This window comes from Polynucleobacter sp. AP-Kaivos-20-H2 (genome assembly GCF_018882215.1).
GTDB lineage: Bacteria > Pseudomonadota > Gammaproteobacteria > Burkholderiales > Burkholderiaceae > Polynucleobacter.
Window position 1 is genome coordinate 466,807 of sequence record NZ_JACVOX010000002.1, and the last position, 22,011, is coordinate 488,817.

The following is a 22,011-nucleotide window of genomic DNA, read 5'->3' on the forward strand; positions in this document are numbered from 1 at the left end:
AGTAAAATCAACCTACATCATACAAAATCCACCATGAACCCTACACAAGACCTCTCATTCCTCTCCCTAGTCCTCAATGCCAGCCTATTAGTCCAGTTAGTAATGTTGTTATTACTCAGCATGTCTATCGCCTCTTGGACCATTATTTTCAAAAAAACAGCTGTTTTGCGAGGTGTCAGACTGGATACCGAGCGTTTTGAGCGCGATTTCTGGTCTGGTGGCGATCTAGGCACCCTCCTAGAGGCTGCACAACGTAATACCCGTAGTGATGCGGTTCTAGAGCACATTTTTGAAGCTGGAATGCAAGAGTTCAACAAGGGTCGTGAGATTGATGCTGCCCGCCGCGCCATGAAAGCAACTTACCAGCGTGAAATGGATACCCTGGAAGCCAACCTCCCATTTTTGGCCTCAGTTGGCTCGGTTTCCCCTTACATCGGCCTTTTTGGCACCGTATGGGGCATCATGCACTCCTTCCGCGGCTTAGCAAACGTTCAAAACGCCACTTTGTCTGCAGTAGCACCTGGCATCGCTGAAGCATTGATCGCAACAGCTATTGGTCTTTTTGCCGCGATTCCAGCAGTAGTTGCCTATAACCGCGCCGCAACCGATGTTGATCGCCTATCAATTCGTTTTGAAACTTTTATCGAAGAGTTCACCAACATCTTGCAACGTCAAACTGCAGCACGCTAAAAAATAAGAGATCAATAAGTTATGGGTGCTTCCTCTTTGCGTAAATCTAAACGTCGAGCAATGTCTGACATCAATGTAGTCCCCTACATCGATGTGATGCTCGTTCTATTGGTGATCTTCATGGTTACCGCGCCAATGGTCAATCCAGGGGTCGTGAATTTACCCACAGTGGGCGGCGCTAAAGTGCAATCACTACCTCCTGTCTTTTTAACCATCGATGAAAACGAAAAAGTGATTGTTCGTAAAGATGGGGAACCAGTACAAACATTAGATAAATTTGAACTTGGCGCCTTCGCGCACTCCCAAGCAGAAAAATCCGCTGAGCAGCCAGTAGTATTAGCTGCCGACAAATCCATTAAATACGAAGTTGTGATGGATGTGATGTCCAAACTCAAAGAGAATGGCGTCAAGCGGGTTGGCTTAGCAGTAAAGAGCCAATAAGTAATACCAGTTTGCCAATAGCGATGATGCAATGACCGGCGCACAACTTTCTCAGAATCCATTTGGTCGTGGAAGCAATGGCGGGCGAGAGCGTGGTCGCCTCACAAAAGCAGAAAGCACTAAGCGTGCTTTTACTTTCTCTTTAGTTGCGCATTTAGGACTCCTTGCTTTTCTAGTGATTGGCATCAGCTGGAACAACAGCACGCCTTCAGGAGTAGAAGTAGAGCTTTGGGATTCAACTCAGCAAGTTGAAGCACCGCCTGTACCAGAACTCAAAACTGAAATGAAAGAAGAAGCTGCTGATATTGCCATCAAGAAAAAGAAGGTAGAAAAAGAGCCGCCTAAGAAGGAAGTAGTTAAGGAGGCACCAAAGCCAATAAAACCACCTCCTCCCAAAGAGATCCCCAAGAAAGTTGAACCGCCTAAGAAGGAAGTCGCCAAAGAGACTCCTAAACCAGCAGCTCTGACACCAGCTCAGATCAAAGCTAACGCAGAGGCTGACAAACGCAGAGAAGCGAATATTGCCAGCCTACGTGGCATGGCAGCCAAAGATGGTGGCACTGGGGGATCTGTTGGCAGCGGTGTGGGCGGTGGCGGAAACGCACCCCCAGACTGGAGTGATAAGGTGATTAAAAAGGTGCGAGCCAATATCACCTTTAACGCCGATTCTTTTAAAGGCAATAAGCAAACCATCATTCAGGTACGACTTGCGCCAGATGGAGCCATTCTATCTAGGACAATGACCAGCAGTAGCGGTGATAATGCATGGGATCAAGCAGTTTTGAGTGCAATAGATGCTACTCAAAGCTTGCCTAGAGATGATGATGGCAAGCTTCCAACATTAACCCCTGAACTTAAATTAAAACCAAAGTAAATTTAAAGACATGATGAATTTAATCGCACGCACTTTGCAAAAAATTATTTTGACTCTCGGTGTGATTTTTCTCGGCACATTTAGCGTATCAAGCTTTGCTCAAATGAGTATTGAGATTACTGGCGTTGGACAATCACTTTACCCAATCGCTGTAATGCGTTTTAAGGATGAGAATAAGCTTCCCACCAATATCACCGACATCATTCGCCAAGATTTAGCGCGCAGCGGCTACTTTAAAAATACCGAAAATGGTAATGCTGCTGAAAGTGACGATGGCACACCGAATTACAAATCTTGGGCAGCGCGTGGTGCAGACGCCTTAGTAGTTGGCTCTGTAGTGCAAAAAGGTGACCAATACGAAATCCATTACAAGTTGTTTGATATTCGGAAGTCACTAAGCTTAGGCGGTTTAAACCTTACCTCTAGCGCCGACAATTTACGTTCTGTTGCCCATAAGATTGCAGACGACATTGTCATGAAGTTATTGGGTGAGCGCGGCATCTTCTCTACCCGCCTCTCCTATGTCATCAAGGACGGCAAGCGCTATCGCCTCGTCATCTCAGATGCGGATGGACAAAATATTCGTAATGCCATGGCCAGTGGTGATCCCATCATTTCTCCATCTTGGTCTCCAGATGGCAAAAAAGTTGCTTATGTATCTTTTGAAGATCGTAAGCCAGTTATTTACGTTCATGAATTAGCAACTGGTCGCCGCATTTCCCTTTCTAATCAAAAAGGAAATAACAGCGCACCTGCATGGTCGCCAGATGGCAAGAAATTAGCCATCTCATTATCTAAAGACGGTAACACCCAAATCTATGGCATCAATGCGGATGGCACTGGTTTGCATCGCCTTACTCGCGGCAACACCATTGATACGGAGCCACAGTATTCGCCCGATGGTCGCTTTATTTATTTCACTAGCGATCGTGGCGGCAATCCTCAAATCTATCGCATGAGCTCTGAAGGAGAACAAGCAGAGGGTGCAAAACGCGTGAGCTTTAAGCAAGGATTTGTGACCTCGCCTCGTATTTCTCCAGACGGGAAATATCTCGCCTATATCGCGAACGTAGGTGGCGCATATCGCTTATACATTTTGAACTTAGCGACCGGCGACTCACAGGCACTCACCGATGGCACTAGCGATGAATCCCCATCGTTTGCTGCCAACGGCAAATATGTTCTTTATTCCACCAAGGTGGGCGGTAAGCGCGTGTTGGCAGCAGTTTCTGTAGATGGAAATTCTAAGCAGGTGTTAAGCATTCCAGGATCTGACGTTCGTCAGCCATCCTGGGGTCCATTCATGGATTAAGTGTTCTGAGCGAGAGGAAGGATTTCAACCCTGAAATCCCCTCATGAGATCTTCCCTACCACTTACCTCAACTTTTTGAAGCGAATTAGCCACTTTTATGCCTCTTAGGGGCATAATATTGAGTATTAACTCGTTTAGTTAACCAGTTTGTAGGTGGAAGAAATAAAGGAAAAATCATGAGCTTGTCTATTACCCGTCGTTCAGCAACACTTCTCTTGCTAGGTGCAACAGCGCTAGCTTTATCCGCCTGCTCTAGCGTTAAGTTAGACGACACTGATGGTGATGGTAGCGGAAGCGGCAGCTATGGTTCGCAACCTTGGAATGATCCAAAGAGCCCATTATTTGAGAAGAGCGTTTATTTCGGCTTTGACGAATACACCGTCCAAACCAAATATCAAAAAATGTTGTCCGCTCATGCTAGCTACCTCAAAGCCAATCCAAAGCAAAAAATTATTATTCAGGGCAATACCGATGATCGCGGCACAGCTGAGTACAACTTAGCTTTGGGTCAACGTCGTTCTGAGGCAGTGCGCAAGTCTTTGAATCTCATGGGCGTATCTGACAACCAAATGGAAGCAGTAAGCTTTGGCAAAGAAAAGCCTAAGGCTGACGGTGATAACGAAGCGGCATGGGCAGAAAATCGCCGTGCTGATATTGTTTACATTACAAACTAATGCTGACACTGTTTACCTCCAACAAACAAACGCTCTCACGAGCGTTTTGTTTAAGTACTTTTGTAATTTGCGTTGGTGCCTCTAGCAATGCTTGGGCACTCTTCTCTGATGATGAAGCTCGCAAAGCGATTCTAGATCTGCGCAAGTCAGTAGCTACGACCCAGCTTGAGCTTCAAGGTCAAATTGATAAAATCAAGCAGGAGAATGCAGAGCTACGCGGCAAGATTGAAAACCTTGAAAAGCAAGGCGAGGATATCAGCACTAGTCAAAAAACCTATTACCAAGATCTCGATAATCGTCTGGGTAATTTTGAACCACGCACTATCACGATTGAAGGCGTCAGCGGCGTAGTTCAGCCGGCCGAAAAGAAAGCTTACGACGAAGCATTAAAAGCATTTCAGACGGGTAATCTCAAAAAGGCAGATGATTCATTTTCTGCATTTGCCGCTCGCTATCCAAAGAGCCCCTACTATCCCCTCGCGTTATTCTGGGGTGGCAATAGCAAATACGCGAACAAGGATTACAAAGGCGCTATTACTCAGCTTCAAACCTTAATTACACGCTTCCCAAATCATCCTCGCATTCCTGCGGCGATGTTGACTTTAGGCAATTCCCAATTGGAAAGTGGTAACAAAGCGGCAGCTAAGAAAACTTTTAGCGACATCATCGCTAAATATCCGGATACAGAGGCTGCACAACAAGCGCAATCCCTCTTACCAGCTACCAAGTAAGCTGTCACAGCCCTCCTTATGTCATTGTTGTCTGCGGCCTTTGAACAGTTTGCTCCTCGCAAACCCAATGCGCCTGCAGTCATTCTTTTTTCAGGCGGCTTAGATTCCAGCACTATTTTGGCTCTGGCAAAAGATTTGGGCTACGCGCCCTATGCTCTCTCTGTTGGTTATGGTCAAAGACACTCCTCAGAGTTAGCTGCAGCAAAACATATAGCCAAAAGGATGGGGGTCATTCGCCATGAAGTAGTGAATTTAGATCTCACTCGCTTTGGCGGTTCAGCGCTAACAGACTCTGCAATAGCGGTACCCACTACACCGAGCGCTGACCAAGAAATTCCAGTGACTTATGTGCCTGCTCGTAACACCATCCTGCTTTCACTAGCACTAGGATGGGCAGAATCATTAGGCGGCTTAGATATTTTCTACGGCGCTAATGCCGTAGATTATTCTGGTTACCCAGACTGTCGCCCTGAATACGTAGCCTCATTCGAAAACATGGCTAACCTAGCCACTAAAGCGGGTGTTGAGGCAATCAATCATGACAATCGCTTCAGAGTACATGCACCAATCATCGAGATGAGCAAGTCTCAAATTATTAAATTAGGCAATACTTTAGGTGTTGACTACTCACAAACAGTATCTTGTTACCAGGCCAATGATTTGGGAGAAGCCTGTGGAGAATGTGAGTCTTGTCGTTTGAGACAAGCAGGGTTTAAACAAGCCAAACTAGCTGACCCAACCCGCTATAGATAAACCCGCTTTAATAAATTAAATCCATGGGGCCATAAGGCCCCTTTTTTTGTTTGACATTTCTAAAAAAGCACATAATAATGCACTAAATTATGAGTATTTTTATATGAGCCTTACACAGACTATTCACGCCAAAACTACAGTCAGCATGACTGACTTAAGACGCAATCCCAGCAAGATCATGGAAATCGCTGGTGATCTTCCTGTGGCTGTCTTAAACCACAACAAGCCAGAAGCCTACCTTTTGTCGGCAAAGGCTTATGAAGCACTGCTCGACCTGATTGACGATGTCTCGCTTATTAAAACTATTCAGGCTCGCAAAGGCGGCAAAACTGTGAAAGTGAAGCTTGAAGAGCTTTAATCTTGAGTTTCATACTCTTGCGCTAAAAGAATGGCAAAAATTAGATAACTCAATAAAAGAATAATTTAAAAAGCAGCTACAAAAACGTCTGGTTAATCCAAGAGTACCTTCAGCAAAACTTCATGGTGACTTAGACAACTTTTATAAAATTAAACTGAGAACCGTTGGCTACAGACTCGTTTATGAAGTTATTGATCACAGGCTTATAGTTCTTGTGATTGCAGTCGGTAAGCGAAATCAAGATGCGGTATATCGAAAAGCAGAAACCAGAAAATAAGCAGTAAATCTTATTTACCTTGAGTTTCAAGCATCCGAGCTACATAGCGCGCAATGAGATCCACTTCCAAGTTTACAGCATCGCCTGGTTTTAAATTACCAAGCGTAGTGTTTTCTAATGTATGCGGGATGATGTTGATATTGATGATGCAAGAATTTACCGTGTCTTCAACTTGATTTACAGTAAGTGAGACGCCATTAACAACAATGGATCCTTTGTAAGCTAAGTATTGCCCCAGTTCTTTTGGCGCTTCGATACGGAGCAACCAAGATCCATATGCATCGTTAGCTACTTGAGAAAAGTGAGAAACCTTTCCAACGCCATCTACGTGACCGCTGACCAAATGACCCCCAAGCCGATCATTTAAACGTAAGGCCTTCTCTAAATTAACTGCGCCTACTTTATCCAAGCCGACTGTTTTATTCAGAGATTCACGAGAGATGTCTAAAGAAAATGAATTTTTTGTTAATTGGGTAGCGGTCATACACGCACCCTGAATCGCAATACTGTCACCTAAAGCGACATCATCAAGGTAGCCTTCTGGCACCTCCACAAGAAGATGAAGACCATCGCCTTTTGCTTGGGCGCTTTTGATTTGACCGATGGCCGTAATAATTCCTGTAAACATGAGGTGATTTTAGTTCTTAATTAAACGCAAGCGCAGATCGGAGCCAAAAAGAGCTTGATCAATCATCTGCCAATTCTGGCGCTGGCTCAATTCATTTAATGGGCCGACATTAGCCATGCCAATACCGTCGCCCATTAGAAATGGGGCGTAATAAAGCAACAGTTCATCTACGCAATCTTCCCTGAGCATTGAACCGTTTAACTTAAAGCCAGATTCGACATGGATTTCATTCATCTCTCGCTCTTTGGCAAGATAGGAGAACAGGGTGGGTAAATCCACCTTACCGAAGGGATTTGCCATTGCAATCACTTGAATACCGCGCGCTTCAAAATTCTTAGCCTTTGCTTGTATCTCAGGACTATCTAGACCTGCACACACGATCAAGACATCAGACTGCTCTGCGTTTTGCAAAATCTTAGCTGTTAGCGGGACCTCTAATTTGGAATCAACAATAATTCGCATCGGTTGTCTTTGAGTCTCAACCTCTCTCACATCCAGACTGGGATCATCCTCCTTTACCGTGCCAACACCTGTGACGATTGCACATGCTTGTGCGCGCCAGTGGTGGCCATCAGCTCGGGCAAGTTGACCTGTAATCCATTGACTGCGACCATCTTGCAAGGCAGTTTTGCCATCTAGGCTAGCCGCAATCTTCATGCGCACCCATGGTAAGCCGCGCGTCATCCTGGAAATAAAGCCACGATTAAGTGATTGCGCTTCTGACTCCAGCAAACCACACTCCACTTCAATGCCGGCAGATTTTAATTTTTCCAAACCTTTACCCGCCACAAGAGGATTGGGATCTGACATTGCCACAATTACTTTGGCAGGCTTTACTGCTAGTAAAGCATCGACACAGGGGGGCGTTCTACCTGTATGGCTGCATGGCTCTAGGGTTACGTAGATTGTTGATCCAGCAGCATCATTGCCTTGGGCCTTAGCATCTACAAGGGCTTGTATTTCTGCATGGGCATTTCCGACTGCTTGAGTAAAGCCGCGACCAATCACTTTTCCATCTTTCGCAATAATGCATCCTACCCGCGGGTTCGGATTAGAAAGATAAAGTGCTTTTTGAGCTTGTGCCAAAGCTTCACTCATCATTTGGTGGTCAACTGCGCTGTACATAGGGTCTATTAAACCATTCAATGGCAGCGCTTTGCATCCCTAGCGGGATCACAGATACGCCAACGTCCACCACTGCCCAGAATCATTTGCCTTTCTAGATGGGGGGCCCTTTGGTGGCCGAGTATCAGGCGATTGGCCACAAATCCACCTTTATCGGTCTTGGCAGCGCCAGCAGCATTAAACAATATGCCCCTCTTACCAGAGTGCGGGTCAGAAAATTGCCTGCCTCCCCCCTTAAAGTAAACGGGATGAATATTGCCTTGGGAAAGCCAATTTTTAGGATAGCAGTTGGAGCTCGAACGCTTATTAATGCAGCCACTTTGAATAACCCAGCCATCCTCCCAGAGTTCACCATTCATAGGAGTAAGTTTGACAGACTCCCTTATATGTAACGCTTGCTGACGTGCAAAGTGGGCATGCATGATAAAACTACGCGCAGCAGTATCGATTTCACGAGCGGCAATTTGTTCTTGCAAGAGCGGCATACCCATCGTCGCACTAATAGCAATAATGAGTACAACAGCCATTAACTCAAGCAAGGTCGATCCTTTTTGACATACGTAGTTTTTACTCAAAGACTTGCCGCCAATTTAAGCGAGTAACAATCCCTGTTTTTTCATCGACTGCAACACCAATCTGAATGCCTGGTTTTTCTTTACTGGATATGAGCCAACGATAATTACCAGCCGGTTGTATAAAACAGCGATTGCTTTGTAATTGAGTAAGCGCAGTGATATTTTCTTCGCACTCTTGAACTACTTTTTCTGCAGCAATAAATGCTTTCTGGGATTCGGTCATCGCATTAACCTCAATGATGCGCAATGTCCCAAGGCGCTCAATGCATGAGATGAGAGAAGAGTAAAGTAATAACAAAGAAACCACCCAAGCCAAAATCACGGCATATTCCTAGTGGCAAAGGTTCTCTCAAAATCCAATTTGATCAGTGCACCATCGGTCATTTGCAGGCTGATTTTATATAGCCTGGGGGCGCTATCACCCATACCAACTGTGCTTTGAGGAGGGCTAATATCATCAACTAGCAAATGATTAATGCCATTCATGAGTGTGGTGTTTTGCACTCTTCCTTGCCGATCAAGCGACTGACAAATGAGCGAACCCCCATTCACTTTCGCACCTTTAGCGATACCTGCTTGCCGCTCAACAATAAAACCTTGAAACGCCAAATCTTTTCTGGTCCGCTCTTTACTCAGAACATTTCCAATGCAATCAAAATCAACTCCATCAGATAAACCATGTTGAATACTTAACGAATCTGATCCTCTGTAGCCTACTTTTTTATTTACCTGAATAAACCACTTTGAATCAGTGGGTTTATTAGATGAATTTTTAGTTCTGATGTTTTGATATCCAGCTACTCGAATAGCGTGTCCCATGAGTTCAAAAGCGCGCTCCGCTTCTGAGATTAACGATTGGGTCTTTTCATACTGCATTTGCTTAGTTGCTAGTTGAGCGCTTGCCCTTAGCAGAGGATTGAGAAGAAGAGCGCAAAGCATGATTCCGACCAGACAATCTAGCAAGCTCATTCTTTATACCCCCTGCGTTATTTGAGGCGACTGTCTTAGAGTAAATTTCAATTTCATGTGCATCCATTTCTCTCCTAATCTGAGATCTTTTGCTTTCTTGCTGGCTCAGGGTCAATGCCAATCGCTGATAAGCATTGGTGGAGACCGTCCAGGCACCCATAATCAGACTCATTGCCACCAAAACCTCAAGCAAGATGAACCCGTCCGACCCTGAAACCTGGCTAATTGTGTGACAGCAGTTTTGCGTGATCATTGCCCATTTTCTAAGGGCTATAGCCTTGCTAAAACAGTCCTGTCTAGCTCTTGCCGTCTGAATGGCTGGATATTGCCGTGAGACCTCACGACAACCCTGTCCTGAGCTTAAAATAGAGGGCTATGCCAAATACCCTAGCCTCCACCGAAGAAATCATTACCGACATGCGTGCCGGCAAAATGGTGATCCTTGTCGACGAAGAAGATCGTGAAAATGAGGGGGACTTGGTACTGGCTGCCGATCATGTGACTGCAGAAGCGGTTAATTTCATGGCCAAACATGGCCGTGGTCTCATTTGCCTCACCCTGACCCGCGAGCGTTGCCAACAACTCAATTTGCCCTTGATGGTGAGAGATAACGGCACCTCCATGGGGACCAATTTCACAGTTTCGATTGAAGCTGCCACCGGCGTTACTACTGGCATCTCTGCAGCAGACCGTGCGCTCACGATTAAAACTGCGGTTGCATCAAATGCAAAGCCCAGCGATTTAGTGCAGCCCGGGCATATTTTTCCTTTGATGGCTCAACCTGGCGGCGTATTGATTCGTTCAGGTCACACAGAAGCCGGTTGTGATCTCGCCGCTATGGCTGGCTGCTCTCCTACTTCAGTCATTTGTGAAATCATGAAAGACGATGGCAGCATGGCGCGCCTTCCGGACTTGCTAGAGTTTGCAAAAGAACATCAACTGAAGATCGGCAGTATTGCTGACCTTATTCAATATCGCAGCCAACATGAGAGCATTGTGGTGCGCGAGGGTGCTCGTGAATTTATTACCCCTTGGGGAAAATTCCAGGGAATTATTTACCGCGATACCCCAAGCTCATGTGTGCATATTGCATTAGTCCATGGCAAGCCTTCTGAAGCGCAAGAAACTTTAGTGCGAGTTCATGAGCCCGTTACTGTTCTGGACTTTTTAGACTCGAATGTGAGCACCCATTCATGGCCACTAGCTCAAGCACTACAAGCGATTGCTGCAGCCCCTGCTGGCGTGGCTGTATTGTTAAATGCCTCTGGAATTGCAGCGCCAAGCGATACCGATTGGCTCGCGCAATTTGAGAAGCTCAATCGCTCTCATGATGCTGAACAAAAGCCTTTGGCGCGAAAAACGGATTTTAGAAGCTATGGTATTGGCGCGCAAATTCTAAAAGATATTGGCGTAGGAAAAATGCGCTTGCTAGCCAATCCAAGCCCTGTACCAAGTCTCTCAGGCTACAAGTTAGAAGTAACAGGCTACACCCCATTTAAACCTTTAATCTAAAAATACCATGACTGACTCCACTAATGATTTTGTAGGCGTATTAGAGGCCGATTTAAATGGGCAAGATCTACGTATCGGCGTTGTACAAGCGCGTTTCAATGAAGATCATTGTGTAGCCCTCACAAATGCCTGTATTAATGAATTAATTTCCCTAGGTGTCAATCAATCGGATATCAAGCTCGTCACTGTGCCAGGTGCATTAGAGATTCCATTTGCACTACAAAAAATGGCTGAGACTGGTGAATTCGATGGCTTAGTCGCCTTAGGAGCCGTAATCCGTGGCGAGACCTATCACTTTGAATTAGTCTCCAATGAATCTGCAGCAGGCATTACTCGTATCTCCATTGATTCTGGCTTGCCAATTGCAAACGGCGTGCTCACTTGCGATACCGATGAACAAGCTCAAGCACGCGTACAAGTCAAAGGTGCTGAATGCGCTCAAGCTGTTGTAGAAATGGCTAACTTGGCGCTAGCACTGACACCCGATATTGATATCGAAATTAATTCGAGCCAAGACCAAGAATAACTACATGCCTAAATCCATCCAAAATCCAGAAAACTTAGTAGCAGCCAAGGATGCCAAGGCTCCAGCTAAGCGCTCTTTAACTCCACGTCGTCGTGCTCGTGAATACGCCCTTCAAGGCGTGTATCAAAGTCTGGTCATGCGTCGTGCTGGCAGCATTCCAAATGCCGTAGCTATTGCCAAACAGCTATCCGAAGATCCTGCATTCCGCCGCTGCCAACTGGATTTGTTTCAGGGCATCTTTGATGGTGTTTTAGCTCGCACAGATGAGCTTGAAGCAATCATCACCCCAGCACTTGATCGCCCTATTAATGAACTGTCTCCTGTAGAGCACGCAGCCCTCTTGATTGGCGCTTATGAACTGGCAGCAGATCTATCAGTGCCCTACAAAGTGGCAATCAATGAAGCGGTTGAGCTTGCCAAAACCTTCGGTGGCACAGATGGTCATAAGTACGTCAATGGTGTATTAGATCTACTCGCCCAAAAACTACGCACTGCAGAAACACAAGCAAAGTAAAGCTGCTAACCTAATAATTTAGTAACTTTGTAACTTAGCGTCCCAGCCTCTAGGTCTAAAGCCTGGAGGCTTTTTTACTTACAAAGGGATAAAATGATTTGTATTCTTATCTAGGTCAGACATCATGCAAAAAGTAGATATTCGCGCGCATCTAAAAGACGCCAGCCTTTTTAAAGAGGCTGCCTTTATAAACGGTCAATGGCATGACTCAAAAAATACCTTTGCAGTTCACAATCCCGCTACCGATGAAGTCATCGCCAATGTTGCCAATCTTGAAACGCAGGATGCCGAACTAGCCATCACTGCCGCAGAAAAAGCCCTACCAGCATGGCGCAGTAAGTTAGCAAAAGAACGCGCGCAAATCATGCGTAAATGGTTTGATCTGATTATTGCTAACACACAAGATCTCGCCACCTTAATGACACTAGAGCAAGGCAAGCCCCTTGCTGAAGCAGCGGGCGAAGTAGCCTACGGCGCCTCTTTTGTTGAATGGTTTGCAGAAGAAGCTAAACGTGTTGAAGGTTCTATTTTGAGCACCACCTGGGGCGATAAGCGCTTGATGGTTCTCAAGCAACCGATCGGGGTTTGTGTAGCGATCACTCCTTGGAACTTTCCGATTGCCATGATTACTCGCAAAATTGCTCCAGCTATGGCTGCTGGCTGTACGATTGTGATTAAACCTGCAGAACTAACACCCCTATCAGCATTGGCATTAGCTGAACTGGCAAAACGTGCCGGTGTACCTGATGGCGTCATCAATATCCTCACGGCCGATGCCAATCAATCGATCGCCATAGGCAAAACACTCTGCGCATCACCTATGGTTCGCCACCTTTCTTTTACGGGATCAACAGAAGTCGGGCGCATCCTCATGGAACAATGTGCGCCTACAGTTAAGAAATTGGCTCTCGAGTTAGGCGGGCATGCGCCATTCATTGTGTTTGAAGATGCCGATATTGATGCAGCCGTGACTGGCGCCATGTCTTCTAAATTCAGAAACTCGGGCCAAACTTGCGTTTGTGCGAATCGTTTTTATGTTCACAAAAAAGTACATGATATTTTTGTGGAAAAATTTGCTAAAGCCCTCGAAGTGATCAAGGTGGGCAATGGTATGCAAGCAGGCGTTACCCAGGGACCACTGATTGAAACGGCTGCACTTGAAAAAGTGAAAAAGCATGTAGCAGACGCAATTAGCAAAGGCGCCAAATTGGTTACTGGTGGCAAACCATCCATTGAGGGCAAAAACTTTTATGAGCCCACCATCCTATCGAATGTAAATGGCCAAATGCTCATTACTTATGAAGAAACCTTTGGCCCTATTGCACCAATTATTTCTTTTGAAAGCGATGAAGAAGTTATCCAGCTAGCGAACAGCAGTCAATTTGGTCTTGCTTCTTACTTCTATAGTCGTGACATCGGTCATGTCTGGAAGGTAGCCGAGGCTTTGGAATACGGCATGGTGGGTGTGAATACCGGCCTCATCTCCAATGAGGTTGCTCCATTTGGCGGCATAAAGCAGTCAGGCCTGGGGCGCGAAGGCAGCGTCTACGGCATGGATGAGTATCTGGAAATGAAATACGTCTGCGTAGGTTTGTAAATCCAACTACTTAAATCACTGCTTATTTTTTCTTGTAAACCAAGTCCCAAACACCGTGGCCAAGTTTGATGCCACGGTTTTCAAACTTTGTAACTGGGCGATAAGCTGGTCTCTGAACATATCCAGCGTGCAGTGTATTTAACTGATCAAGGCTTGGCTTAAATTCATTTGGCATTTCGTTTGGTTTGGCAATGTCGGAAACATCAAAGGTCTCAATCTTTACTAAGTCACTTGAAGTATTTTGTAAAGTGGACTCAGCATTCAATACCAAAAGCATTTGCTCAGCATAGTTATGCCAATCGGTAGCCAAATGTAAATAGCCGCTAGGCTTTAATCTAGAAACCAGGAGACGAACAAACTCCGCCTGAATCAAGCGACGCTTGTGGTGACGCTTCTTATGCCATGGGTCTGCAAAATAAATATGAATGCCATCTAAAGAATCTGACGCAATCATCTGCTCTAGCACTTCAACAGCATCGTGGCGGATGAGCCTTAAGTTAGTGAGGTCGTTTTCGCCTATGAGCTTTAGTAAAGCACCAACGCCAGGTGAATGCACTTCAATAGCCAAAAAGTCTTCGCTAGAACGTAACGCTGCAATTTTGGCAGTGGTTTCTCCCATGCCAAAACCAATCTCTAGGACCTTTGGTTTTGTGGATCCCCCAAAAGCTGAGGGCAAATCCAGTAATGCGTTTTGGAACGGAAGCAGGAACTGAGGTCCCAGCTCGTCTAGAGCACGTTGTTGACCGGTGGTAACTCTGCCGGCCCTTAGTACAAAAGAACGGATGCGCTCCATTGAGTGAGACGACAACTTACGCTAAAACCTTTTTGAAATAAGCGATCGTTTCTTTGAGACCATCTTCAAGATTAACTTTTGGCTCCCAACCTAACTTCGATTTAGCCAATTCAATATTAGGCTGACGTTGTTTTGGATCGTCGGAGGGAAGTGGTTCAAATACGAGTTTTGATTTGCTGCCAGATAACTTAAGAATAGTCTCCGCGAGTTGCAGCATAGTGAACTCACCTGGATTGCCAGTATTTACTGGGCCAGTAAAACCTTTTTCAGTATTCATCATGCGTACAAATGCTTCAATCAAGTCATCCACATAACAAAAGCTTCTAGTTTGCTGGCCATCACCATAAATCGTAATGTCTTTACCTTGCAGCGCTTGAACAATAAAGTTGCTGACAACACGCCCATCATTGGGATTCATGCGCGGGCCGTAGGTATTGAAAATACGTACTACTTTGATATCTAAACCATGCTGACGATAATAGTCAAAAAATAAAGTTTCAGCGCAACGCTTTCCCTCGTCATAGCAAGAACGAATTCCAATTGGATTCACTCGTCCCCAATATTCTTCTGGTTGTGGATGTACTTCTGGATCGCCATAGACTTCACTGGTAGAGGCTTGCAAAATACGTGCTCTCGTACGCTTTGCCAAACCCAGCATATTGATTGCGCCATGTACGCTGGTTTTAGTCGTTTGCACCGGGTCATATTGGTAATGAATTGGTGATGCAGGGCAAGCCAAGTTATAGATTTGATTGGTTTCTACATAGAGCGGGAAAGTAACATCATGACGCATCACCTCAAGGCGACTATCTCCCAATAAATGGGCTAAATTTTGTTTAGACCCCGTAAAGAAATTGTCGACCACTAAAACCTCATTCCCATCCTTGAGTAGCCTTTCGGTGAGATGGGAGCCTAAAAAGCCAGCACCGCCGGTAATAAGGATTTTGTTCATAAGTAGTCTTAAATTAAATGATCAGTCAATTTTAACTGCATAAAACAGTCATTGGCCTGGCGATTCCCAGCCTGCAGAGCGGTAGGCATAGACGATCTCCGCCAAAATAATACTTAAAGAGGTCATAAAAGACATGAGACCCAAAACAAAGGTCCAAATGACATAGGCAGTCTGGAGAGAACGCACTGCGCCTGCCTGAAAGAAGAATAGTTCCAATACAGTCAGAGAGATAAAAATTCCGCTCAAAACATCAAAGAAAATTGCAGCAGTACACAATCTTCCCCGCATCTTTGCCTCATTTGCCTCAACAATGAAATGCTGTCGTGATCCATCCGATATCACTTCACCAGAGTGAATAATTTTTTGAATAGCGCGCATCCGATCTACCGATCTCGCTAAACGCGCAGATATAGCATTGAGCAAAGTAGCAACTGCAGTCAGCAGAAAAACGGGGGCAAGCGCTAATTGAATATTATTTGTTATAGCGTCAATTGATACATCCATGTCAAACCTATCAATCTTGATTGTTAATACGATTAATGAGACCAGGCAATTAAGCCGGTATAGGACGTGAATAAGATTACTAAACCAAATGCTATGCGATACCAAGCAAAGGGTTTGAAATTGTGATGCGCCACATAATGCAAGAGCCAGCGCACACAGATAAATGCTGAGATAAATGCCGCTACAAAGCCGATAGCTATTGCAATTCCAAAATCTCCGGAGATAGCAACTGGTGACTTCCACAACTTGAGTGATTCATAAAGGGTTGCAGCTCCAATGACCGGAATAGCTAAGAAAAAAGAAAACTCCGTTGCAACTGTACGCGGCAAACCAAACAACATGCCGCCAATAATCGTTGCGCCCGAACGAGAGGTTCCCGGAATTAACGCAGCGCATTGAGCAAGGCCGACCTTTAATGCATCCAAAGAAGTCAAATCATCTACAGATTGAATATATGATTTTTGATTAGCTTGGCCGGACGCTTGTCGCCTCTCAGCCCAAAAAATAATCAAGGCCCCGACAATGAAAGCAGTAGCAACCGGAATGGGAGCAAAGAGAACGGCCTTAATATGTTTACCAAATACAAAAGCCAATGCCATAGCAGGGGCTGAGGCAATCAATAGATTAAGCACAAAACGTCGTGAGAGAGCGCTAGTTCTGATTGAACCCAACACACTCCAAAACTTGGCACGAAACTCCCAGCAAACTGCCAAAATGGCACCAAACTGAATGATGACCTCAAAAGCTTTGCCCCGCTCATCATTAAAGTCGAGTAAATCCCCCACCAAAATCAGGTGACCGGTACTCGAGATGGGTAAAAACTCGGTTAAGCCCTCAACCACCCCTAAAATTAAGGCCTTTGCTAGCAATATTAGTTCCATGGTTGAATTTTATAGGCAAGCCACCCAAAGCCATAAATTTGGCAAAATGAGTGGTCCAAATTAAAGCCTTTATCTGAAATAAGCCTTAAACTTCACTGCACAAATTAAAAGTAGCTGAAATTACATGACTGAAGCACGCTTTAGACTTTCGAGACAAACCTTTTTTAGCGTATTCCTGATCCAAGCGCTTGGATTTGGCGCCCCTATAAATTCGGCTTATGCACAGGTTGCAGTAGGCGGTCGCCCAGCCCTTCCTACCACCATTAGCCCACAATCACTGACCGGATTAGAGATGCCACCCCAATTTGTGGCAGCACCAAAATCTGCACTTCCAAATGATGCAGCACCTTCTAGCCTAAGCAACAATCCGAACTCCGCAGCTAACGTCGGTCAAATGGCGGATTTGATTCGTCTTTATCAAGATGCTGCTTTTAGTGATCCAGTTCTCAATGCTGCACGCTTCAATTACCAGGCTAGCAAAGAACTCTTTTGGCAGGGCTTATCACTCCTACTTCCTCAAGCGAGTGCATCGCCTGGGGGCACACGTTATTACCAGCATGGCGTAGGCTCTACAGTGGTACAAGCAGGACCGGGTAATTCACGGGTATTTGATCAGAAGAACTACACGGTGACTTTGACTCAACCCGTATTCAATATGGCGGCACTTGAGGCGTTTAAACAAGGCGACCTGAATACCAAAATTGCTGATATGAATTTCTTTCAGGCCCAGCAAGACCTCATTTTGCGGGTCTCACAGGCTTATTTTGATGCGCTTACCAGTCAGGATAATGTTGAGCTATATCGCAATAAGAAAAGCCTCATCAAACAGCAACTAGAGGTTGCTCAGGCGAAATTCGATGCTGGCTTAGCAACTATTGTGGATGTGAATACTGCGCAAGCCAGTTATGACTTGGCAAACTCGCAAGAGATTGGCGCACAAGCAGATCTTGTAGTAAAGCGTGGCATCCTTGAGCAATTGGTTGGCCATCCTGTCGGACTGCTTAAGCCTTTGGTAAAAGATGCCAAGATCGATGGCGTTCTCAAAGATCCTCGCACAATATCTAAGGATGCCAAAGGCAACATCATTGCTGAAAGTGTTAACCCGCAATTACCTCCCGGACAAACACTCAATGATTGGGTCAATCAAACAGAAGCGGCTAACTTTAAGGTGCTAGCTGGTCAACTATCGGTATCGCTTGCAGAGAGCACCTATCGCGCTGCGCAAGCACTAAATTACCCTTCGCTGAACTTGGTAGGCACAAGTGGTTACAACACCTCCAACGGCACCCCAAATAGCTATCAACCAGCCCAAACGAATGTTTATAACAACACTGTTGCCCTGCAATTGTCCATCCCCTTGGTGTCCGGTGGATTCAATAGCTCCGTGATACGCCAAAATGCAGCGTTAGTAGATGCTGCAAAAGCGAACTATGACAATGCACGCCGCACCGCCGCTCAAAATACCCGCGCCGCCTTTACTGGATTCTACGGTGGTCTAGCTAGCGTGAAAGCTTATGAGGCGGCTGAACGTTCATCACAATCCGCTTTGGACTCGAGCAAATTGGGCTTCCAAGTAGGTACTTTAATTAACATTGATGTACTGATTGCACTCGATACGCTGTTTACTACACGCTCACAATTGCAGCAAGCACGTTACAGCACTATTTTGAACGCACTTAGACTGAAAGCGAGCGCCTCATCTCTTTCGGACGAAGACTTATTGGCCATTAACTCACTATTGCGTTAAGAGTTCAAAAGATTTAAAGCCGCAGCTAAAACCTCATCTTCACTTGGTGGGGTTTGAATATCCCCTAAATTCACGATCCGATTTGACCAGTAGCCTTCGGTCTTCCAGAGCGGAGAGTCGCAATAGATTTCGATAGTAGGTTTGCCCAATACCGCAGCCAAATGGGTTAGACCAGTATCCACCCCAACCGTTAAAGCAGCAGAAGAAATTACTGAAAAAGCTTCCTCTATTGAAAAACGGGGTGGCACAAAAGCACCTGGAATTTGCTCAGCCAACTCTTGACTGATTTCTTTTTCAAACTCATTACCCCAGGGTAATACCACTTGATAGCCTTTGTTAGAAAGTGTTTTCCCTAAAGCAACCCAATCTCTATTGGACCAACGTTTTGCGGCTCTTGCAGTAGAGTGGAAAAAAAGAACGTAGGGATTTTTCAACCCCAAAATACTGCAAGCCCGAATATTGCTTACAAACTCAGGTGAATAAAAATGAGGTACTTCCGACCTGCTCAATAAAGGCCAATCCATAGCAGAACAGGTCACCCAACGAGAGCGATCTACCGCATGACATTGTGCTGGTACCTGAACCGCTTGGTTGTAAAACAATCTCGCTAGGGGTTCATAACCAGAAAACTGGGTGGCATTGGCAAGACCAGCCACCACGGCATCAGAACTCTTTTTTGTAAGGGCGCAAACTAAGGCAGACTTTAAAAGGCCTTGGGTTTCAATCACAACATCATATGAGACTTCTTGTAACTGTGATTTAAATGCAAAAAATTCTCGCCAAGTGCAGAGATTCAATAACTCTTTTTTCCAGCGACGTAACCCAAACGGAATAATTCGATCAATGCCCCGAAAGCCAGGTTTAGTTAGCAAAGGCTCCAGTAAGTGAACATACCCTTCTTCGACCACCCAATCAATTTGAGCATCAGGCAAACGTGCTCGCAAATCCCAAACAATCGGCAGATTGTGCAACACATCCCCTAACGAAGAAAGCTTCACCAACAATACTTTTGGGCGGCTGAGATTTAGAGATGAGGACGAAGAAATGCTCATGGAGGCATTATCGCCTGTTTGAGGCTCAACTAAAACTTGGGAATAGCATCCCAAGATAGCCCTGCTGCATCCTTAGCATTCACATTGGGCAATACACCCGAAGGCAATGGCCAATTAATGGCAATACTAGAATCATTCCACGCCAAGCAAACCTCGCTTTGGGGATGATAGTAATCAGTTGTTTTATACAGGAACTCAGCAGCCTCAGACAGCACCAGAAACCCATGCGCTAAACCTGGTGGAACCCATAGCTGCCGGTGATTTTGTGCGCTCAATTCAATCCCAGCCCACTTACCGAAAGTTGGAGATGTTTTACGAAGATCTACCACAGCATCAAAGACCGCACCAGCAATGACACGCACCAACTTACCTTGAACATGCTCTTGCTGAAAGTGCATCCCGCGCAAGGTCCATTGCTTTGAAAACGAATGGTTGTCCTGGACAAAATCAACTGACAATCCAGTTGCTTGTGCGAAATCTAGAGCATTGAAGGACTCAGTAAACCAGCCTCGCTCGTCACCAAACACCTTGGGCTCTATCACCAATACGTCATGTATGGCAGTAGCTTCGACTTTTAACTTATTCGATGTAGCTGGATTGGACACGTTAGACTTTATTGGAGTAATGTAATGTTATTGACAAAGACTAATGAGAGCTATTGAGCTCTTGCAGAATCTTATTTAGATATTGTCCGTAACTATTCTTGCTTAATTGAGAAGCTACTTTTTGAACAGCATCTGCAGTAATCCAACCTTGTCGATAGGCGATTTCCTCAGGACAGGCGACCATTAGGCCCTGACGCTTTTGAAGTGTGGCAATAAAGCCAGCAGCATCTAACAATGAATCGTGTGTCCCCGTATCAAGCCATGCGAAGCCTCGACCCATAATCTCTACATTTAATTCGTTTCTCTCGAGATAAAAACGATTTACATCAGTGATTTCAAGCTCTCCTCGAGGACTTGGCTTAATAGATGCAGCAATATCGCAAACTTGCTGATCATAAAAATATAAGCCAGTAACTGCATAACTGCTTCTTGGCTTTAGCGGTTTTTCTTCAATAGAAAGTGCTTTAGCATTCTGATCAAACTCAACTACCCCATAGCGTTCAGGGTCAGTTACGTGATAAGCAAAAACAGTTGCGCCCTTTTCTCGTTGATCACCACTTTGAAGATGATTGACCAACTCATGACCGTAAAAAATATTATCTCCAAGTACTAAAGCACTAGGATGATTGCCGATAAATGATTTACCCAAGATAAATGCTTGCGCTAAACCATCTGGTGATGGCTGAACGCAGTATTCAATATTGAGACCCCATTGAGATCCATCACCCAAGAGCTCAGAAAAACGCGGGGTGTCATGAGGGGTAGAGATAAGTAAGATGTCACGAATTCCCGCCAACATCAATGTAGTTAAAGGGTAGTACACCATAGGCTTGTCATACACCGGCATTAACTGCTTTGAGACCGCCTGAGTGACGGGATATAGGCGTGTTCCTGAGCCACCAGCCAAGATAATGCCTTTTCGCTTAAGTCCCATGATCACTCACCCTTTAAATAACTCACTCTTTAACCAGCTCTTGCACATAGGATCGAACCTGATCAGCCCAAGACATATTCCATCGCTGCAATTTTGACACATCAGCATCCATGGCGATGGCTTCCTCTAATTTTTTTGAAGACATTCGGGAATTCATAGGCCTTTGGGCTGGCGTTGGATACTCCACCGTCTGAATGGGTTTGATATTGGCAAGATCAATTTTGAGTGACGATCCAGCCTCAAGCGCTGCACTAATTGTCAAGCGAGCCAATTCATACCAATTAGTCTCGCCTGGAGGAACTGCGTGATAGATGCCGGAAGTAAATTTGCGCACTTGCCATTGCGAATCAAGTATTAAATCTAGACTTACAGCAGCAAGCCAGTCAGCTGCGGTGGGCACACCCCACTGATCCTGAATAACCCCAAGTGCTTCTCGCTCTTTTGCCAAACGCAAAATCGTTTTAATAAAATTACTGCCATCACCATATACCCAACTAGTGCGCAAAATGGCGTACTGGCCTTTTGAGGCACCTTCAAAAACTTTTTCAATAGCCTGCTCACCCTCAGCTTTACTCTTGCCGTATTGACCAAGCGGATTACGTAAATCATCCTCAATATAAGAACCTGATTTGCTTCCATCAAATACATAGTCAGTCGAGAAGTACAAAAGGGTTGCGCCATGATCTGCCGCATATTGAGCCATCAACTTAGGGGCGATAGTATTTATCGCTTTTGCTAACTCAGGCTCACTCTCCGCTCTATCAACGGCTGTATAGGCTGCAGCATTAATGATGAGATCGGGTTGAGCGTGATTTAATAGATTGGCAAGAGCGCTCGAATCAGCAAGATCACAATCTGCTCGGCCAACATATCGAATCTCAATATCGCGCGACCTCTCTGTGATCTCAAAAAATAGCTTTTGAAATGCCTTTCCTAGCTGACCATCTTTACCGAAAACAAGAATATGCATAGAAAGAGATGGATGAT

Annotated in this window: 26 protein-coding genes and 1 pseudogene; 14 read left to right on the top strand and 13 right to left on the bottom strand. The window is 45.2% G+C overall.

What is annotated here, in order from left to right:
* Positions 1–33 precede the first annotated feature (33 nt).
* The 9 genes and pseudogenes from tolQ to ICE89_RS06775 form a co-directional block, all read left to right on the top strand.
* A complete protein-coding gene (gene tolQ / locus ICE89_RS06735; protein WP_216265335.1) occupies positions 34–690 on the top strand; it encodes a protein TolQ in 657 nt (218 codons plus the stop codon).
* A 21-nt stretch (positions 691–711) separates the two neighbouring features.
* Positions 712–1,131, top strand: a complete 420-nt coding sequence (gene tolR, locus ICE89_RS06740; protein WP_216265336.1) for a protein TolR — start codon at positions 712–714, stop codon at positions 1,129–1,131.
* Between the two features lie 31 nt (positions 1,132–1,162).
* Entirely contained in the window at positions 1,163–2,005 is an 843-nt protein-coding gene (locus ICE89_RS06745; RefSeq protein ID WP_216265337.1) for an energy transducer TonB, read from the top strand.
* Positions 2,006–2,015: 10 nt separating this feature from the next.
* Positions 2,016–3,317 (top strand): Tol-Pal system beta propeller repeat protein TolB, encoded by a 1,302-nt coding sequence (gene tolB / locus ICE89_RS06750; protein ID WP_216265338.1) that lies wholly within the window; start codon positions 2,016–2,018, stop codon positions 3,315–3,317.
* A 176-nt stretch (positions 3,318–3,493) separates the two neighbouring features.
* The gene (pal, locus tag ICE89_RS06755; RefSeq protein ID WP_216265339.1) at positions 3,494–3,991 is read left to right on the top strand and encodes a peptidoglycan-associated lipoprotein Pal; all 498 of its coding nucleotides are present in this window, start codon (positions 3,494–3,496) and stop codon (positions 3,989–3,991) included.
* Complete coding sequence (gene ybgF, locus ICE89_RS06760) at positions 3,991–4,722, top strand: tol-pal system protein YbgF (protein ID WP_216265340.1); 732 nt, start codon at positions 3,991–3,993, stop codon at positions 4,720–4,722. Before pal ends, ybgF begins: the two co-directional genes overlap by 1 nt.
* Before the next feature lie 18 nt (positions 4,723–4,740).
* Complete coding sequence (gene queC, locus ICE89_RS06765; RefSeq protein ID WP_216265341.1) at positions 4,741–5,475, top strand: 7-cyano-7-deazaguanine synthase QueC; 735 nt, start codon at positions 4,741–4,743, stop codon at positions 5,473–5,475.
* Between the two features lie 103 nt (positions 5,476–5,578).
* The gene (locus ICE89_RS06770) at positions 5,579–5,833 is read left to right on the top strand and encodes a type II toxin-antitoxin system prevent-host-death family antitoxin (protein WP_215362623.1); all 255 of its coding nucleotides are present in this window, start codon (positions 5,579–5,581) and stop codon (positions 5,831–5,833) included.
* 76 nt (positions 5,834–5,909) lie between these two features.
* Positions 5,910–6,110 (top strand): annotated as a pseudogene (locus tag ICE89_RS06775) (type II toxin-antitoxin system RelE/ParE family toxin); the annotation flags it as partial.
* 10 nt (positions 6,111–6,120) lie between these two features.
* On the opposite strand, the gene ICE89_RS06780 reads toward ICE89_RS06775, so the two are convergent.
* Genes ICE89_RS06780 through ICE89_RS06800 form a run of 5 tightly spaced genes read right to left on the bottom strand, consistent with a single transcriptional unit; the run spans position 6,121 to position 9,407 of the window.
* Positions 6,121–6,738, bottom strand: a complete 618-nt coding sequence (locus ICE89_RS06780) for a riboflavin synthase (protein WP_216265342.1) — start codon at positions 6,736–6,738, stop codon at positions 6,121–6,123.
* 9 nt (positions 6,739–6,747) lie between these two features.
* Complete coding sequence (ribD, locus tag ICE89_RS06785) at positions 6,748–7,863, bottom strand: bifunctional diaminohydroxyphosphoribosylaminopyrimidine deaminase/5-amino-6-(5-phosphoribosylamino)uracil reductase RibD (RefSeq protein WP_216265343.1); 1,116 nt, start codon at positions 7,861–7,863, stop codon at positions 6,748–6,750.
* Positions 7,864–7,880: 17 nt separating this feature from the next.
* Entirely contained in the window at positions 7,881–8,438 is a 558-nt protein-coding gene (locus ICE89_RS06790) for a Tfp pilus assembly protein FimT/FimU (protein WP_255558740.1), read from the bottom strand.
* Positions 8,431–8,760, bottom strand: coding sequence for a hypothetical protein (locus ICE89_RS06795; RefSeq protein ID WP_216265344.1), 330 nt, complete (start codon positions 8,758–8,760; stop codon positions 8,431–8,433). The genes ICE89_RS06790 and ICE89_RS06795 overlap by 8 nt, the downstream gene beginning before the upstream one ends.
* Complete coding sequence (locus ICE89_RS06800; protein WP_216265345.1) at positions 8,757–9,407, bottom strand: hypothetical protein; 651 nt, start codon at positions 9,405–9,407, stop codon at positions 8,757–8,759. Before ICE89_RS06800 ends, ICE89_RS06795 begins: the two co-directional genes overlap by 4 nt.
* Before the next feature lie 375 nt (positions 9,408–9,782).
* On the opposite strand from ICE89_RS06800, the gene ribBA reads away from it, so the two are divergent.
* From ribBA to ICE89_RS06820, 4 genes are all read left to right on the top strand, one after another.
* Complete coding sequence (gene ribBA / locus ICE89_RS06805) at positions 9,783–10,919, top strand: bifunctional 3,4-dihydroxy-2-butanone-4-phosphate synthase/GTP cyclohydrolase II (RefSeq protein WP_216265346.1); 1,137 nt, start codon at positions 9,783–9,785, stop codon at positions 10,917–10,919.
* A gap of 7 nt (positions 10,920–10,926) precedes the next feature.
* A complete protein-coding gene (gene ribH / locus ICE89_RS06810; RefSeq protein WP_216265347.1) occupies positions 10,927–11,445 on the top strand; it encodes a 6,7-dimethyl-8-ribityllumazine synthase in 519 nt (172 codons plus the stop codon).
* A gap of 4 nt (positions 11,446–11,449) precedes the next feature.
* Positions 11,450–11,959, top strand: coding sequence for a transcription antitermination factor NusB (nusB, locus tag ICE89_RS06815; RefSeq protein ID WP_216265348.1), 510 nt, complete (start codon positions 11,450–11,452; stop codon positions 11,957–11,959).
* Between the two features lie 124 nt (positions 11,960–12,083).
* Positions 12,084–13,556: an NAD-dependent succinate-semialdehyde dehydrogenase gene (locus ICE89_RS06820; protein ID WP_216265349.1), complete on the top strand. Its 1,473-nt coding sequence runs from the start codon at positions 12,084–12,086 to the stop codon at positions 13,554–13,556.
* A 22-nt stretch (positions 13,557–13,578) separates the two neighbouring features.
* On the opposite strand, the gene trmB is transcribed toward ICE89_RS06820, so the two are convergent.
* Genes trmB through ICE89_RS06840 form a run of 4 tightly spaced genes read right to left on the bottom strand, consistent with a single transcriptional unit; the run spans position 13,579 to position 16,686 of the window.
* Positions 13,579–14,349, bottom strand: a complete 771-nt coding sequence (gene trmB, locus ICE89_RS06825) for a tRNA (guanosine(46)-N7)-methyltransferase TrmB (protein ID WP_216265558.1) — start codon at positions 14,347–14,349, stop codon at positions 13,579–13,581.
* 16 nt (positions 14,350–14,365) lie between these two features.
* The gene (locus ICE89_RS06830; protein ID WP_216265350.1) at positions 14,366–15,301 is read right to left on the bottom strand and encodes a UDP-glucuronic acid decarboxylase family protein; all 936 of its coding nucleotides are present in this window, start codon (positions 15,299–15,301) and stop codon (positions 14,366–14,368) included.
* A gap of 48 nt (positions 15,302–15,349) precedes the next feature.
* Positions 15,350–15,805 carry a DUF2721 domain-containing protein gene (locus ICE89_RS06835; RefSeq protein WP_216265351.1) on the bottom strand — a complete coding sequence of 152 codons (456 nt, stop codon included), beginning with the start codon at positions 15,803–15,805 and terminating at the stop codon, positions 15,350–15,352.
* 32 nt (positions 15,806–15,837) lie between these two features.
* Positions 15,838–16,686: an undecaprenyl-diphosphate phosphatase gene (locus tag ICE89_RS06840; protein WP_216265352.1), complete on the bottom strand. Its 849-nt coding sequence runs from the start codon at positions 16,684–16,686 to the stop codon at positions 15,838–15,840.
* A gap of 124 nt (positions 16,687–16,810) precedes the next feature.
* On the opposite strand from ICE89_RS06840, the gene ICE89_RS06845 reads away from it, so the two are divergent.
* On the top strand, positions 16,811–18,433 hold the full coding sequence (locus tag ICE89_RS06845; RefSeq protein WP_216265353.1) for a TolC family protein: 1,623 nt from the start codon (positions 16,811–16,813) through the stop codon (positions 18,431–18,433).
* Here ICE89_RS06845 and waaC read toward each other — a convergent pair.
* The 4 genes from waaC to rfbD are packed head-to-tail and all read right to left on the bottom strand — an operon-like array spanning position 18,430 to position 21,994.
* Positions 18,430–19,485, bottom strand: a complete 1,056-nt coding sequence (waaC, locus tag ICE89_RS06850; protein WP_216265354.1) for a lipopolysaccharide heptosyltransferase I — start codon at positions 19,483–19,485, stop codon at positions 18,430–18,432. The two genes, ICE89_RS06845 and waaC, sit on opposite strands and share 4 nt — an antisense overlap.
* Before the next feature lie 29 nt (positions 19,486–19,514).
* The gene (gene rfbC / locus ICE89_RS06855; protein WP_216265355.1) at positions 19,515–20,090 is read right to left on the bottom strand and encodes a dTDP-4-dehydrorhamnose 3,5-epimerase; all 576 of its coding nucleotides are present in this window, start codon (positions 20,088–20,090) and stop codon (positions 19,515–19,517) included.
* 40 nt (positions 20,091–20,130) lie between these two features.
* On the bottom strand, positions 20,131–21,024 hold the full coding sequence (gene rfbA / locus ICE89_RS06860; protein ID WP_216265356.1) for a glucose-1-phosphate thymidylyltransferase RfbA: 894 nt from the start codon (positions 21,022–21,024) through the stop codon (positions 20,131–20,133).
* A 22-nt stretch (positions 21,025–21,046) separates the two neighbouring features.
* Positions 21,047–21,994, bottom strand: coding sequence for a dTDP-4-dehydrorhamnose reductase (rfbD, locus tag ICE89_RS06865; protein WP_216265357.1), 948 nt, complete (start codon positions 21,992–21,994; stop codon positions 21,047–21,049).
* Positions 21,995–22,011: the final 17 nt, after the last annotated feature.